The sequence below is a fragment of the Rhodococcus sp. HNM0563 genome (assembly GCF_012726195.1).
Lineage (GTDB): Bacteria > Actinomycetota > Actinomycetes > Mycobacteriales > Mycobacteriaceae > Rhodococcus.
The window spans coordinates 391,865-406,498 of the sequence record NZ_JAASAF010000002.1 but is presented as its reverse complement, the minus strand read 5'-3'; the positions used below and the strand labels follow the sequence as shown (position 1 = coordinate 406,498).

The window sequence follows — 14,634 nt, the reverse complement described above, 5'->3', positions numbered from 1 at the left end:
TTGAAGTGAGGCGCAGTGGCTCAGTGCGCCGCACCCAACTCGACGAGTGGCACGCCGGTGATGATCAGACCGATTCCGGCACCCACGATGGGGCTGAGCTTGTCCTTGAACAGAATTCGACCCGCCAGCACGGCGCTGTTCATCGCTTCAGTGAGAGCGTAGCGGCAACTTGCTCCCCGATTCTCGGTGAGGGGGCGGTTATGTGCGAATTGCTCGGCGACATCGCACACAACCGCCCCTTCGGCAGCTACGAGAAAACCTGAAAGCGACTGATGTCAAGACCATTTCATGAGAAGCAGGGATTCTCTTGTGGTCAGGATCTGACAGTGCGCCTGCCGATCCGTTCGTGTTGGTGATGTGATTCGGGATACGATAAGGTCCGTTATGCTGCTTGGGGGCCGGGGTTGCAGCTCGCTTCGGTGCTGGTGTGGCGCGCTGCTGTCCGGATGCGATAAGTCGGGGCGCGCTGTACGCGAGGATTCGAATGTCGCACGAGTTACACCACTTCAGCATGGGGATCTGGGTGTTCTTCCAGGTCTATGCCACCTCTGTTGTGGGTTCTTATGTCGGGTTGACCTGTGTTCGGCAGGCAGCGAAGGACCCCACCCGTTCGGGCAAGTTGCGATGGCTGGCGATGGGAGCATTGGCCATCGGCGGGATCGGAGTCTGGCTGACGCACTTCATCGGCATGATGGGTTTTGCGGTACCCGGTTCGGTCATCCGCTACGACCTGGGTCTGACGGTGTTCTCGGTCGTACTCGCCGTCGGGGCGACGTTCTTCGGTCTCTGGCTCATGTATCGGCCGTTCACTTCGAAGTGGCGGATGCTGCATATCGCACCGCTGGCGGTCGGTGGACTGGTCATGGGTCTGGCAGTGAGCGCAATGCACTACAGCGGGATGGCTGCTATCCGGATCCAAGGCGTACTCGGACACAATTCGGGCTTCGTCGTTGCATCCGTGATCATCGGAATCGTCGCGTCCGTCGCAGCGCTGTGGCTCTCGGCACACGCCGAACGGATAGTCGTACGTATAGCGGCAGCGCTGATCATGGCCTGCGCGGTGGTGGCGTTGCACTACACAGGCATGGCTGGGGTACATGCCACCGTCGATCCGTCGGCTGCGAAACCTGAGGGCCTGAGCGTGTTGTCGCTGCTGTTCCCCGGCTTCGTGCTCGGCATGATCGCGCTGGCTCTGCCGATCACGCTGCTGCTGGTGACGTCCAGCCGCGAGGAGCGTGCGCGTGAGGACGCAATCGCGCATTGGAATAGTCCGGCCGACGCAGTGGGACGCTGACCTTCGAGCGAGTGACGGATGGGGCACTGCAACGACCGAGCGGCGTGCCCCGTCCGCACCATCGGCCGTCCGTCGTGCAACAGAAATGCGCCGCCGATAGTCGTCACTCCGCGAGATAACGCAGCATCACCACGGTTTCGAAATGTCTCGTCTCGGCCAGTCGGAGCGGGAGGCGCTTGTCCAGCGCGGGAAACATCGGTGTGCCGCCACCGAGAACCATGGGTGAAACGAACAGCTGATACTCGTCGATCAGTCCGTGCGGAATCAATGAGGCTGCGAGGTTCGCGCCGCCGACTTCCATGACGCCGTCGCCTTCGGACTTGAGCCTGCGGACCTCTTCGACCGCGTTCTCACTGACCAGGGTGCTGTTCCAGTGGACCTCGGTGAGTGTCCGCGAGAAGACCACCTTGGGTGTCCGGGTCCAGAGTTCGCCGAACTCCCGCTCGATGGGCGATGCGTCGTCGGGGACGTATGGCCAGTACTCCGCCATCAGCTCGTACATCCGACGGCCGTGCAACGAAATCTCCAGGCTGCGAAACCTGTCGTTGTGGAACTGGTGCAGCTCCTCGTCGGGTTCGGTCCAGTCGATGTTGCCGTCGCGGTCGTTGATGTAGCCGTCCAGGGAGACGCCGAAGTCGTAGATCAGTTTCCTCATGGCGGGATAGACCTCCCATGTGTTCGAAATTCATCGGTGCCTGGTCTGCCACTCGAACATGCCAGGTGTAACACCGAAATGAAGGGGAATACCTCCTTCATGAAATCGAATCGACGAGATGCCGACCCCGCGTCGAGACTGGGCGGCCATCTGCTTGCATTGGCCGGCGACCGTGACCGCGCCGCTCTCTCCGACACGGTGTCCTCGTTGGTCCACGGAGACAGTCTCAGCGAACGAGACAGTTACGGCGCAGTCCTCGAATGGACGGTCACAGCCATAGCCGGCGTGATCGCCGACAAAATGGGCCCGATCGCCTCAGGGACAGTTGCCGACAAGGTGTTGATGCTGCGGACCCCTGAGGGAGAGCACTTGACGATCGAGGAGCTCCCATCCCCTGCATGTCATGTATGGGGAGCGATCGCCGACTACCTCGGCGGAGACGCCTTGCGCGGACACAGGCGACTTCGGCCCGTTGTATATGTGTCCGATCCGGAGAAACGAATTCACGCGCTGACCGAGGCGGTGGACTTGCTCGACTATCTCCTTGATCTGCCTGCGCGCGACGAACCGGACGCACTCACCGAATAGGTTCTGCGGCCTTGCTGAAAGACTCCAGGGCCGAGTGAAATGCGCGCGGCTGCGGAACCCACTGAACGGGCATCCGGCAAATCCCTCCCGAACGTCTTCCGCTCGCGTGTCGGTGGGTGACGCTATCGTCCCGGTAGAACTGCGACGAGGGGAATTCGAGCGTGTGTGGACGGTATGCAAGCACCAGCACCCGCGATGATCTGGTCTCGGTCTACGACGTGGTCGAGGCGGTCGGGGAAGAATTACCGCCGTCCTACAATATCGCCCCGACGCAGCATGTGAACGTCGTGTTCGAACGCGCGCCGCGCGGCAAGCCGGATGCTGAACCGAAGAGAATAGTCTCGTCGGAGGTCAAATGGGGTTTGGTCCCCTCGTGGGCAAAAGACCCGAAGATCGGATCACGGATGATCAATGCGCGTTCGGAGACGATCACGAGCAAGCCCGCCTTCAAGGCGGCCGCGGCCCGACGTCGCTGCGTGTTGCCTGCCGACGGTTACTTCGAGTGGATGAAGGACGAGAACGGAAAGAAGACCCCGTTCTTCCTGCACGCCGACGGACCGATTTCGATGGCCGGCCTCTACGAGCTGTGGCCGAACCCTGATCTACCCGAAGACGATCCGGAGCGCTGGTTGTGGACGTGCGCGGTGCTGACCAGGCCGGCCACCGATGCGGCAGGCCAGATCCACGACCGCTCGCCGGTGCTCCTGCCGGACACATTCGTCGGTCCGTGGCTCGATCCGGCACTCACCGATCGCGACGACGTCGACGCGTTACTGAACTCGATTCCCGAACCACATCTCGATCTGTACGAGGTGAGCTCCGCCGTCAACTCTCCTCGCAACAACACACCCGAGTTGCTGCATCCCGTGCACCGTTGAGCGATGCTTGCCCCCGATGATGAGGCGCTATGCGAGATTCACGCCGTAAGGGTCGGTGACGAAAATATCCGGTCGCCGCGATAGACCGACCGCGTGAGCTGATCAGCCGACGGTGTTCTTGCGGGGACGTCCGCGACGCGCCGGTTTGGCCGGGGGAGTCGTGGGTTCGGCTTCCGCCTCGGTTTCGGATTCTTCGGAGGGGTCGTCGCGCCAGCTGATCTCGATCTCAATCTCTGTTTCGTTGCCGTCGACCTCGATTTCGAGTTCCCACCGCACCCGGTCGGAGACGACGATCTCGATCGAGTCGTCCCCCGCCTCGAGTGCGACCTCGCGACCGCGCGCGAGCGCGTGTCCGAGTGCTATGAGCTTTTCCGACACTTCCTCTCGCGAGAGGTCGGATTTCCTCTTGAATTCCAGTTTCGGCACGACGACTCCTGACCTCGGCGCAGTGGTATCAACCGTAGCCCTCGAAGTGCGGCTTTCCGGGCCGAACCGAAATATGGGCAGCGACGACCTTCCGGTTCTCCAGCTCCGGCGCTCATGCACGTGAAGCGCTCGTTGATTGTGGGTCGGACGCACTGAAGTTGTTCTGTTCCAATGTATTCCGTCTCGTACTGGCGGTGGGCTCCTCAGTGGGTCGCCGGGGCGAGCGAGGGTGATAGCGGACGTCGCGTGCGTGTGATCCGAGGTGCGGCACCGCCTGCCTATGAAGTTGGACGTTTGTCCGAATCGTGCATGTCCGCGACCCTTTTCGACGAAGTCGGGCGTACGTGGCACCGCGACGACGTCGGCCTGGCTGCCCGACTGAGCGAGCTTTGGAAGAGATTTACCTTCCATTGGTAACGATCTTGGCTTTCGATGGGATGTACCTGTTGGCGATTCCGAACCACAGGAATCGTGGTAAGAGCGACCGTGAAGCCTGGAGATGGCGCGATCACCTGTGCACATATGCGAGGGGCATGTGTGTGCAAGCCGCTGCAGTCTCCGGGCTTCACGGCGTGCCGAGAAAAACGCCCCCACCCTCGTGCTGGTGCGACAGTGGGGGCGTTCGTCGGGCGGCCCGAAGTCGGGGGATCCGGGCCGCGCTGCGGCCCGCTGTCGGGGAGGATTCGGGCCGCACGAGCGACCCGATGTCGGGGGGGAATCGGGTCGCTGTTGAAGGCTATCGCTGTCCCGGCTGCGGGGTCGGCCGATTCGGGGTGAAGGAACGGGTGAAATCGGATCCCCTGCTGTGACGATGGACTCACTATACGACACAGATTGGATCAGGCGTGTCACTGCACACATTCATGATCACGGGGAATGGTCGGACTCGGGCTGCGGTGTGCTCGTGTCGGTCTCGAGTAGTCGTAGCTTGCGTGCGGTAGCCAATGCTTCTGCCTTCGAATGCGCGCCGAGTTTCCGGTAGAGGCTGCGCATCTGTGATTTGACAGTATTGGCCGACACGAACTGTTCGTCGGCGATCTGCTGCTGCGACAAGCCGCGCGCCATACAGGACAGCACCGAGTGCTCGCGGGCAGTCAATTGGACGTGGTGAACCGTCTCGGGGAACACCGACCTGTCGATATCGAGGGTGGGCGCGATGCCGGTGGCGTCGGCCAGCGCACGCCGCAAGCGCAGCGAGACGGTGGTGAACGGGCGATAGCAGTCCGACTGTTCCGCGAGCGCACACGCGGTGCGCCAGCAGTCCGCCGCGACCTCCACGTCTCCCAGTTTGTGATGGGCGGCTGCTCGGATGAGAAGACCCTCGATGTGTTCACGCGGTGAGCCAGCTTCCGACGACAGCGACCGCGTGACGATCTCGAGTGTCTCGTCGGGGCAGCCGGTGTAGAGCGCCACGCGAGCGGAAGCAAGTACCAGAAGTGGGTGATTCAGGACCGCATCGGCGACGGTGGTGGCAGCGAGGTTGCCCTGTCCGAGTGCCAAGTGCAGATCGACCCGCGCCGCAGTGATCAGCACAGTAGCGAACGAACTCGGTGAACACTGGACGCGTCGCTCAGCGGCGAGGCGTTGCAGCTGCATCAGTCCGGCATACGCGCCGTCGTGCAACAACGCGCACTGGGCCTGCACGTAAGCGATGTATGCCCAGAGTTCCTCGCGGTGGCTCGGTTCACCGAGCGTGTCGAGCGCCGTGGTGGCTGTGGCCAAGTCGAGCCGATCCAACGAGGTCAATGCGGTGGCGAGCGAACCGCCCATCCGCACCATCGGAGCCAGCGCTTCCCCACCGTCGCCGAAGTCGACTTCACGGGCGAGCCATGCGTGGGCGCGGGGAGCGTGCCCGGTCATCGCCCATAGCAACGCCAGGTTGCCTGCGGAATTACGAGCAGCGAAGTCGATGCCCTCGGCCACGGCACCGCGGTAGGCCGACATGAACTCGGAAATGGCGTCGAAGTCGGCGCCCGCCAGTTGGAAGGTGAGAGCCCACTGCAGGCGCAGAACGGGAAGTTGTGCATGGACGAGCTCTGGTTGCTGGTCGAGTGCGGCAGTGGCCAGCGTGACGATCCGCCGCGTCAGATTCACTGCGTCGCGGTAGCGTCCTGCGACACGCAGCCCGATGGACTGCACCGTGGCGACATGAATGCTCGAGGTCACTGTCGGCGAGTCGGCGAGGTCGAGCAATTCGGTATCGCTGGCAGGGAGCGACGGTCCGAGTATCGGGGCTTGCGCCAGTAGTCCCACGAAAACCGACTTGCCGGCTTTCACACTCGGTCGATCCTGCAGGTACTGCTCGGGCACGCTGTCGAGGATCTCCCGCAGCTGGTCGATATTTCCGATGACCATCGTCACCCAGTGCTGTTCGCAGATGTCCAATGCCAACGGCCAATCGCCGGCATCGGCGGCGTAACGGGCCGCAGATGCCGGATCGTTGTTGCTCAGCGCGCGCCGGGCCAGAAGCGTCAACACAGATTCGAGATGTTCCGGATCGGCCTTTCGCGCCAGGTCGAGCAGGGCCTGACGCACCAACACCGGAAAGCGCCAGTATCGGTGCTGGTCGGATGATTCTGCCGGAACCAGCAGTCCCGCACGGTAGGTGTCGGTGAGGATCTCGCTCACCGACTGCGCAGTGGGAAGCAACTCCTGGGCGAGAGGCTCACTCAAGGTGCGCGCCGGCGCCAGCGTCCGGGCAAGTTCACGCTCGAGGTCGGCGCCGAGGGTCCCCAGCATGCTGTCGAGGTCTGCCGCGACCATGCCGATCAGTTCGGCAGCGGGACGTCCGTGCGCGTCGACCACAGGTCCGGAGTAACGGCCCGCCATGTCGACGGTCTTGCTCACCCATCGGGGAATGCCGTCGCATACTGCATGGATCCTTCGTCCCATGATCTTCGGTTGTGCCAGACCGGCCGACCGGCACAGATCCACCACCTCGGCCTCGGTGAACAGCAAGTCCTCTGCAGACACCTGGGTGTCGACGATCCCGCCGAGGACTTCGGACCACGGGGAGGCGGGCGCCACCGTCACCAGGATGGTCGGACGCGGCGAGACCCGAGCCAAGCGGGAGAGGCATTCGGCGACTTCCGATACCGGACCTGAAAACGTGTCGGGGCGTTCCAGCACGAGCACGCACTCCTCGCGGAGGGCGCCGAACAGTTCGACGAAGGTGTCTGCCGCATCCGAGCTTCGGGGGCCGGGGTGGCGAGGAAAGGAGCGCGGTGCAATTCCGGCGGTATGAACCGCGTCGAGCACCGCACTCCAGTATCGATCGTGATCATAGGGTGTCGACGGAGGCGGTACCCAGGTGGTCGGTGGCGTTCCACTGTGGTTGTGTTGCAACCATGTCGTAAGCAACGTGCGTACACCGAAGCCGGCGGGCGCGCACACCATAGTCAGCGCCGAAGGGCGGGACAATATTTCGAAGAGTCGAGGGCGAACCAACGTAGGCACCGTCGACCGACTTCGATTCGTACTGTCCATTCAGTGCGCCCTCCCGTTGCGCTTTTGTCCGGTTGCCGCGGTGCAGTTGTCAGCGAGCACCGAGAAAAACCGGGACAACTGTCATTGCACACCACCCCACCCCGGCGATTCGTCATTCACCCTTGGTTTCACCCTCGAGGTGACGCGGCGTCGTCGTGACGCTGTGTAGAAAGAGCTCCACCTCGTACAGCGAATGCGGCCCATGCCGAGGCAGGGTCGCACGTGCGCCGCCGTCCCCTCGGTGGGGCGTGGGAACGCAGATGGATCATAGAGTGTCACATGATCACAAGGGGCTTAATTCCCACGTGTAACAAACGAAAGACCTGGACCGATGTCTTGGACGGTTGCGGTGCATGCCTTTGCCATGTGCCTCGACCCCCTGCCCGCCCGGGCAGGGCCACACACCAAAAGGAGTTCTCCATGATTCTCGGATCGCTCGGCGCTACCCTTTTCGCTCTGCTCGCGGGTCTCGGCATCCTGCTCTGATCGCAGGCCGATGGTGCGCCCCGTCCGATCCGGGGCGGGCGCACCGCTGTGCCGCGGCAAGGTACTCAGGCGACGGCATCCGTGCTGACGCCCGCACGAAATGAAGGAGGACAGCGTCGTGACTGTCCGATATGGTGATCGGCACTCTGCGGTAGCAGGTCCGTCGAGCGGCAATCGTGCCGCATCCGGACCCCGGATCCCGGGGTGGTATCCCGACCCGTCCTACAACCGGATCGAACGATGGTGGAACGGCCACGACTGGACCCGGGCCGAACGGCTCCGTCGCTCGGATTTGCAGTCCGACGCCGACGGCGCTTCGGCCGACGCACGTCGGTCGCTTTCCGCCGACGCCAAGCGTGCACTCGTCATCACCGCGGTCGCAGCCCTATCGTTCGCGGCGTGGGGTGTCGCGACAGCAGAAGCCGCGCCCACTGTGCCGCAATCGTCGATTTCGGGGTCCGGCGCAGCTCGCTAGGAACTCGGCCGTTCATTCCGTCGGTTGTCGACGCCACCATCGCCGACGAGGACGAAAGCGGGTCGACCGAGACATGTCGACCGAGACATATTGGTCGCGAATCCTACTCGCGCACACGCCAGCCGCCCGCTGCCGCAATTGCCGTTGTGGGAAGCTGGGCCAGTCGCTGGAAGAGTGTTCCGGCGGCGACCGGTTGCCGCGACAGGTTGTCGGTGCACACGCTGTATCGGATACTGCTCGATATGAACCGCCGAGTGGGAGGCCGCTGAGCACTGTGGACATGGTGATTGCCCGCAACCCGGACCCGGCCTCACGGTTGCCGTTTCTGCTGCGACTCCCGCTTGCGGGCGGGCTGGTGTTCCGCACTTCCGACACCTGGCCGCGCACCAAAGCGCTGTTCTGCTATCCGGTTTCGACCGATGAGTGGCCCGGCACCCCCGAGATCGTCGAGCAGGTGGCGCTGCGTTCCTGTGTGCGCCGCGGGGCCGCGATCGACGTGGTGCTGGATCGGGGACGAGAGAACCGGTCCCAGATCGTATTCACCAAAGCCCGCGGCCGTGACGCTGTGTTCTGGCAGTCGCCGCGCACCAGGAAACAGGCGCGTCCGAACGTGCGCACCCCGGTCGCTCGGGCCGCAGGAGTCCCCGACCTGACGATCGTCGTCGATTCCCACGAGCGCTACGCATACAAATTCACCGGGCAGCAGGCCGTCACGGTGACGCGGGCGCTGCCGTGCGGCGACTACGGGCTTGTCGTCGACGACAAGCTGGTGGCCTCGGTCGAACGCAAGTCGTTGGCCGATCTGGTGGGCAGTCTGACCAGCGGGAAGCTGCGTTTCGCGATGGCCGAACTGGCAGCACTTCCGCGCGCCTCAGTGGTGGTGGAAGACCGCTACTCGGCCGTGTTCAAGTACGAACGGGTCCGGCCCGCGGTGATCGCTGACGGCCTTGCCGAACTGCAGGTCCGCTACCCGAGTGTGCCGATCGTGTTCTGTGAGACCCGGCAGCTCGCCGAGGAGTGGACCTACCGGTACCTCGCTGCCGCACACGAGTGGGCGGGCATCGAAGACGCTGCGCGCGAGCGCATCACACCGAAGCAGAACGACGCTGCCGCAGAACCGTCCACCGCACAGGTGCGCGCGTGGGCTCGCGGGGAAGGCTTCGATGTGCCGGATCGTGGTCGGCTCCGCCCCGAGGTGTGGGCTGCCTGGCGTTCCGCTCACGAGTAGGTTGCTCGTCCACGGGGCATCTCCTCGATCTCGACAACCGACCACACCGACACTTGCCGACAGTGATTGCCGGTCGAGGTCAGTTCGATCCGGGAGTGGGTTGAGTCTGCAGTGTGTGGACGACCGCGGTGAGCAGTGCGTCGCCGGCGCGTACTTCGTCATCGAGCGCGTTGGCCACTGCAGTCGCTTCGGCAGTGAGGATGGCAGCGTCGGAGTCTCCGAGGCTCGAGACGATGCGGTCGTAGACGCCGCCACTTTCACGGGCGACATGCGCGATGCGTTCGTGCGCGCAGCCCGGCGTGCAGACCTGGGGAGGCGAGCCTTCGATCAGGCCGAGTGCCTTCCGGAACTTGCCGTCCTCCCAGTAGTGGGGCGAGGTCCTGAGCCATTCAATCAGCAGATGGTGATCGGGGATGCTCGCGTCGCAGCCGTCGAGCGGTTCGGTGGCCGGGATGTCGGTGGGGGCTCCGGCGAGTGCTCCGGTGATATCGCTGAGGGTCGCGCTCATCGGGTCGAGGCCGAGGATTGTGCGGAACACGATGCCGGTGGCCGACGAGAGCGGGAGATTTCGTTCCTCTTCGCTGAACGGTTGGGAGAGCACACGCGGATTGTCGGTAGCGCCCTGAATCCAGCGTTCGAACTGTTTCAACCCGTAGGTGTTCGCATCGGTTCCCGGCATGCCGGCGGTGCGATGAAAGGCGCCGGCCGCATCGCGGGTGGCTCCCCAGGCCATCCGGTCCAGATGCCCGATCGGGAACAGCTCTGCGCCGCGCGCTGTGACAGCACGCAGTTCTTCCACTTGGGTATCGGTGAGCTCCGGCAGGTTGTGCTCGCTGAGCATGCGAATGAAGTATCGGCCCGATTCCTCGGCGACGAGATGCTGTGCGAGCTCAACCAGCTCGGTGTGGTCGGACGACGACATACGATCCGGGTCCAGTTGTGCGAGAAGGAGATCGACGAAGTGTGCGAGTCGGCCCTCGACGGGTTCTTCGCCGGGAACGAAGAACCGCGCGCGGTTGGTGTAGAAACCTTCGCCGAGAACGGTGCCGCTGTCCCACGTGAACGAACTCGTCGGTGAGGTCGGATGGACCTGGAGCAGCCCTCCGTCCCAGGCCGCGATGAAGAGGTCCTTGCTGAGTGATGCGTTCGGGGCGATCGTCTGATCGTTGATCTCGATGGGATAGATCAACCCGTCCGTGTCGCCGACCGCGTGGATCACCGACAGCGCTCCGAGCTTCGCCGGGAGCGAAGCGTCGGTGAGCAGCTGCTCCGGGTCGACGGACGCCACCGGATACTGCTCAGCGATCACTTCGCGGCGCGCTTGTTCGACGGCTACGTGCCCTTGCGTCTCGATCGCGCGTCGGGCGCTGGCCGTGAGCGCGCGTGGATTGAGAATCCCGGCTGCCTGATCGTCGACACGGGTATTGCATCGTCGGCACTCGACGGCCTTCCCGACGAGGGCGTCGGACAGTGCTTGCCTCGACGTCAAAACCAGCTCACCGTTGCAGGAAGCACACCAGTAGCCGAGGAGCGTTGCGGCGACGGCAGCGGCGGCTGCATAGTGTGCTCCACCCGACCACATCTTGTAGGGGAGTGCCCCGACGTTGTGCTCCCATACGGGCTCGCCGGTCTCCGGGTCGAGTCCGTCCAGCCGCCAATACGCGATTCCTACGTCCTGAAGTGCCGTGGGAGCGTAGGCGTTGATTTCGAGTCGGATGTTGGGATCGGCGGGCGGGACGGCGTAAGGCATGCCGGATTGTAACGGCACTCTCGGCCGATGCGGTATGTCGGAATCCCATTCGACATCGGCCTCCGGTAGCTACTCGACGCGGGCGCGAATCCGGGCATCGTGGACTCGAGCGGTCACGTCGCGTTGCAGAACGCGCAGCGGTGGCGAGCTTTGCCGTGTCTCCCGCTCGGATTCCAGCTTCCCGCTGCCGTATCCGCTGCTGTGGGAAGCTGGGGTCCGCGCGGGAAGATGCGCTCTGCCGCGTTTCACTGCTTCAGGAATGCGTCGTGGTCGGCGTGGGCGCGTTGGATGAGGTCCAACAGTCCTTCCTCCTCCCGCGCCTCCTGCCGGTACTTCGGCGCGAGCGCCTTCACCTGCTTCTCCTTGGCGATCAATTTGGCGTAGATGCGTTCGCGCTCTTCCTTGCTCGACGTGTAGTCGAGGTCGGCATAGTTGGTGGCGTAACGTCGCGCGCCGGCGATCGCAGACTGCGCCTTGCCTCGCTCACTGGTCAGTGAGGCGATGACGGTGACGACGAGCACGGCGAGGATGACGGCCAGCGAGGTCCCCGTCTCGATTTCCACCACGTGCACAGGTTCGCCGTGGTTGACGAACGGCAGATTGTTCTCGTGGAGCGCGTGCAGGATGAGTTTCACGCCGATGAAGGCGAGGATGGCTGCGAGTCCGAACGACAGGTAGATGAGGCGGTCGAGCAGTCCGTCGAGAAGGAAGTACAGCTGACGAAGGCCCATCAGTGAGAAGGCGGTTGCCGTGAACACGATGAACACGTTCTGGGTCAGTCCGAAGATCGCGGGGATGGAGTCGAGTGCAAACAGTAGATCTGTACCGCCGATGGCGACCATTACGAGCAGCATCGGCGTCAAGGCCCGCTTGCCGTTTTCGATGGTGAACAGTTTGTGGCCGTCGTAGTGCTCGCTGGTGTGGAGGAATCTCCTGGCGAGGCGGATGATGAAGTTCTCTGCCGTATGCGACTCCTCGGTTTCGGGCCGCAGCATGTTGCCGGCGGTGAGGAGCAGGATCAGACCGAATATGTAGAAGACCCAGGCGAATGAATTGATCAGTGTCGCACCGAGAATGATGAACGCTGTTCTGGCGAAGAGTGAGAACACGATGCCGAACAGAAGCACTTTCTGCTGGTCGTCTCGTGGCACCCGGAAGCTGGACATGATGATCAGGAAGACGAAGAGGTTGTCCACCGACAACGCCTTCTCCGTCACGTAACCCGCGAAGTACTCTGCACCCATCGCAGTACCACCGAAGACGAGTACCACGACGCCGAAGATGAGGGCGAACCCGACGTAGATCGAAGACCAGATCGCCGATTCCTTCAGCGTGGGCGTGTGAGCCTTGCGCACGTGAGCGAAGTAGTCGAAGGCGAGCAGGCCGACGATCACTGCAATCGTCAACCCCCAGGCCAGGGGAGTTACGTGCATTATCAGCCTTCGGTCTGGGTGGACAGGTGATTCGTCAGTCTAGTGACCGGCGGGGACGCCATCTTGTGTTTCGTCATGTGGCTGTTACAGGTCCGAGTACTCTCACACTTGGCGCCATGCTCCGCCCAGGCGTCGGAGATGGCCGTCTCGGGTTCGGCGGCCTGATCGCCGAGTTCCCTGATCGAGGCAGAAACGACACTCGGGTGAGAGGCCCAGAACATGGTGAACTTCGGAAGTCCCAGGAACGCACCGGACAGCGAAGTTCTCGAGGGCATCGCTTTCTGGTATCAGCGAATCCAGTACTTCATCGCCGAGGGGGAACTCGACTCGATCGAGAACGCCCGCAAGGCCCACCACGAGTTCGTATCAGAAGCCGAACGGCGCGGCCTGCGCCAGTGCCCGTGAGATCCCCTTGTCCGGGCGACTCCGTCGTCGACGTCGTCCCGCCCACCGATACGGCAATGCGCACAAGCTCCGCCTCGAACCCAGGCCATGCCGAGGTCACTGTTCACGTGCCGTCGACAGAGACCAGCGAGACGCGTTGCGGGTGGCGTGAATCGTAGGGCGATTTCTGTGTCTGCCGGTAACAATCATCCGATTCGGCCGATATGCGAGGTATGCACTGGATCGTTTGGCTGCTCATCGCATGGCTCACGCTGTCGGTTGTCGCGGCCCTGGTGTTCGGACGGGTGATCGCAGCACGCGACCGCGGTGAGAAGCCGCCTCCACTCGAGGACGACTCCTCAGACGAAACATGGAGAGACGCCGGGTGAACCGTCCGTGCGTAGAACGCGGATCTGAAAACGCCGATCGCCGCAGCACGAGTCGAACTTATCGAAACGCGAGCCGCCGGGAGTGCAGACGGTGGGGCTGCACCGGTACAACCATGGGCTGCGATCATGATGCCTGCGCCGCGTACTCCCTGCTCTGACTCTTGGTACAGGGCCTCCTGCCAGAGGCGATCAGACTAGATCCCGGTCTGTGCGACTCCGTACTGAGCTTGCTCATAGGTGAATCCCTCGAATACCAACTGGTCGATCAGCCCTTGTCGTGAGAAGGCGGTGAGGTCGAGGTACGACTCCGCGGACAGTGCGGCCTGCTCGTTCCAATCCGGCGACACGTAGTCCACGGCGAAAGTCGCGTCTTCGGTCGTATAGCCCTCGAACTCGAGTTGGTCGATCAGGCCTTGCCGTGAGAAGGCGGAGATGTCCAGGTAACTCTCTGCCGCACGTACAGCGTTCCTCTGACCACCGGTCATGCCGCCCGTCGTCGCGGGCTCCGCCCTTGCCGGTGCGCTAGCCTGCGGTTCGGCTGTCACTGTGGCTGCGACCGTCACGGTCTCGGGTGGCAGCGTCACCGTTTCGACAGGCGCGACAGTCGTTTCCTGGCGTGTCGAAGCCGCAGTCGAGGTCGTCGGCTTTGTTGTGGCCGGAGCTTTCTGTACCGCAGTCGATGGCGTCGTGGTCTCCTGGGCGCCGGCCGTATTGTCAGTGGATTGATCTGGAGAACTCACTGCACCAACAATGATGACGAGCACCGCGACGACGCCGACGATCCATGGCCACTTCTTGCGTGTTGACTTGCCGGGCTCAGAGTCTTGCTGTGGTGCCGATATCTGTTGGGGCGGTGTCGAGCTCACCTCGGGTGAGTGAACGGCTGACGTCCATTGTTGCCCGTCCCACCAGCGAAGTTGTCCGGAGCCGTCGGGATCTGGAAGCCATCCAGCAGGTGTCGTCAAGGCTGTTCCTTACTATGGGGGCAACCGCTTGGTGTTGCACATGAATGTCGTGTCAAATTGTTTGCGACATAGCCTTTTCAGATCGAATCGTTGGCGTCTCCACGATCTGTCGGAACGTCGATATGCGAGATATGAGGCGCGGCGATGTATGAGACTCCGATGGCGTAATGCCGATACCGAATGCATCCGATTCGATG

At 63.0% G+C, this 14,634-nt stretch carries 14 protein-coding genes and 1 pseudogene; 7 read left to right on the top strand and 8 right to left on the bottom strand.

The window, feature by feature from the left end; translation table 11 throughout:
- Positions 1 to 20: 20 nt before the first annotated feature.
- The gene (locus HCA61_RS26560; RefSeq protein ID WP_277351981.1) at positions 21 to 143 is read right to left on the bottom strand and encodes a hypothetical protein; all 123 of its coding nucleotides are present in this window, start codon (positions 141 to 143) and stop codon (positions 21 to 23) included.
- Between the two features lie 341 nt (positions 144 to 484).
- On the opposite strand from HCA61_RS26560, the gene HCA61_RS05570 reads away from it, so the two are divergent.
- A complete protein-coding gene (locus tag HCA61_RS05570; protein ID WP_169687171.1) occupies positions 485 to 1,294 on the top strand; it encodes an MHYT domain-containing protein in 810 nt (269 codons plus the stop codon).
- Between the two features lie 103 nt (positions 1,295 to 1,397).
- On the opposite strand, the gene HCA61_RS05565 is transcribed toward HCA61_RS05570, so the two are convergent.
- Positions 1,398 to 1,949, bottom strand: coding sequence for a dihydrofolate reductase family protein (locus HCA61_RS05565; protein WP_169687170.1), 552 nt, complete (start codon positions 1,947 to 1,949; stop codon positions 1,398 to 1,400).
- Positions 1,950 to 2,048: 99 nt separating this feature from the next.
- Between HCA61_RS05565 and HCA61_RS05560 the strand changes: the two genes are divergently transcribed.
- Together HCA61_RS05560 and HCA61_RS05555 are read left to right on the top strand one after the other, a co-directional pair.
- Positions 2,049 to 2,537: a hypothetical protein gene (locus tag HCA61_RS05560; protein ID WP_169687169.1), complete on the top strand. Its 489-nt coding sequence runs from the start codon at positions 2,049 to 2,051 to the stop codon at positions 2,535 to 2,537.
- 161 nt (positions 2,538 to 2,698) lie between these two features.
- Positions 2,699 to 3,415 (top strand): SOS response-associated peptidase, encoded by a 717-nt coding sequence (locus HCA61_RS05555; protein ID WP_169687168.1) that lies wholly within the window; start codon positions 2,699 to 2,701, stop codon positions 3,413 to 3,415.
- A gap of 102 nt (positions 3,416 to 3,517) precedes the next feature.
- Here HCA61_RS05555 and HCA61_RS26170 read toward each other — a convergent pair whose 3' ends face one another.
- Both HCA61_RS26170 and HCA61_RS26745 read right to left on the bottom strand, forming a co-directional pair.
- Positions 3,518 to 3,841, bottom strand: coding sequence for an amphi-Trp domain-containing protein (locus HCA61_RS26170; protein WP_169687167.1), 324 nt, complete (start codon positions 3,839 to 3,841; stop codon positions 3,518 to 3,520).
- Positions 3,842 to 4,708: 867 nt separating this feature from the next.
- Positions 4,709 to 7,099 (bottom strand): helix-turn-helix transcriptional regulator, encoded by a 2,391-nt coding sequence (locus HCA61_RS26745; RefSeq protein ID WP_169687166.1) that lies wholly within the window; start codon positions 7,097 to 7,099, stop codon positions 4,709 to 4,711.
- An 832-nt stretch (positions 7,100 to 7,931) separates the two neighbouring features.
- On the opposite strand from HCA61_RS26745, the gene HCA61_RS05540 reads away from it, so the two are divergent.
- Entirely contained in the window at positions 7,932 to 8,288 is a 357-nt protein-coding gene (locus tag HCA61_RS05540; protein WP_169687165.1) for a DUF2510 domain-containing protein, read from the top strand.
- A 280-nt stretch (positions 8,289 to 8,568) separates the two neighbouring features.
- On the top strand, positions 8,569 to 9,516 hold the full coding sequence (locus HCA61_RS05535; protein ID WP_169687164.1) for an ERCC4 domain-containing protein: 948 nt from the start codon (positions 8,569 to 8,571) through the stop codon (positions 9,514 to 9,516).
- 79 nt (positions 9,517 to 9,595) lie between these two features.
- Here the strand turns inward: HCA61_RS05535 and HCA61_RS05530 are convergent, their stop codons facing one another.
- Positions 9,596 to 11,266 carry a hypothetical protein gene (locus HCA61_RS05530; RefSeq protein WP_169687163.1) on the bottom strand — a complete coding sequence of 557 codons (1,671 nt, stop codon included), beginning with the start codon at positions 11,264 to 11,266 and terminating at the stop codon, positions 9,596 to 9,598.
- A gap of 245 nt (positions 11,267 to 11,511) precedes the next feature.
- Positions 11,512 to 12,699 (bottom strand): TerC family protein, encoded by a 1,188-nt coding sequence (locus HCA61_RS05525; RefSeq protein ID WP_169687162.1) that lies wholly within the window; start codon positions 12,697 to 12,699, stop codon positions 11,512 to 11,514.
- Between the two features lie 219 nt (positions 12,700 to 12,918).
- Between HCA61_RS05525 and HCA61_RS05520 the strand changes: the two genes are divergently transcribed.
- Positions 12,919 to 13,104 (top strand): hypothetical protein, encoded by a 186-nt coding sequence (locus HCA61_RS05520; protein WP_169687161.1) that lies wholly within the window; start codon positions 12,919 to 12,921, stop codon positions 13,102 to 13,104.
- 212 nt (positions 13,105 to 13,316) lie between these two features.
- Positions 13,317 to 13,472 carry a hypothetical protein gene (locus HCA61_RS05515; protein WP_169687160.1) on the top strand — a complete coding sequence of 52 codons (156 nt, stop codon included), beginning with the start codon at positions 13,317 to 13,319 and terminating at the stop codon, positions 13,470 to 13,472.
- Between the two features lie 194 nt (positions 13,473 to 13,666).
- On the opposite strand, the gene HCA61_RS26160 is transcribed toward HCA61_RS05515, so the two are convergent.
- Both HCA61_RS26160 and HCA61_RS26155 read right to left on the bottom strand, forming a co-directional pair.
- Positions 13,667 to 14,056 (bottom strand): Ltp family lipoprotein, encoded by a 390-nt coding sequence (locus HCA61_RS26160; RefSeq protein WP_346777503.1) that lies wholly within the window; start codon positions 14,054 to 14,056, stop codon positions 13,667 to 13,669.
- Positions 14,057 to 14,350: 294 nt separating this feature from the next.
- Positions 14,351 to 14,437: pseudogene (locus HCA61_RS26155) on the bottom strand (DUF2510 domain-containing protein); the annotation flags it as partial.
- Positions 14,438 to 14,634 lie beyond the last annotated feature (197 nt).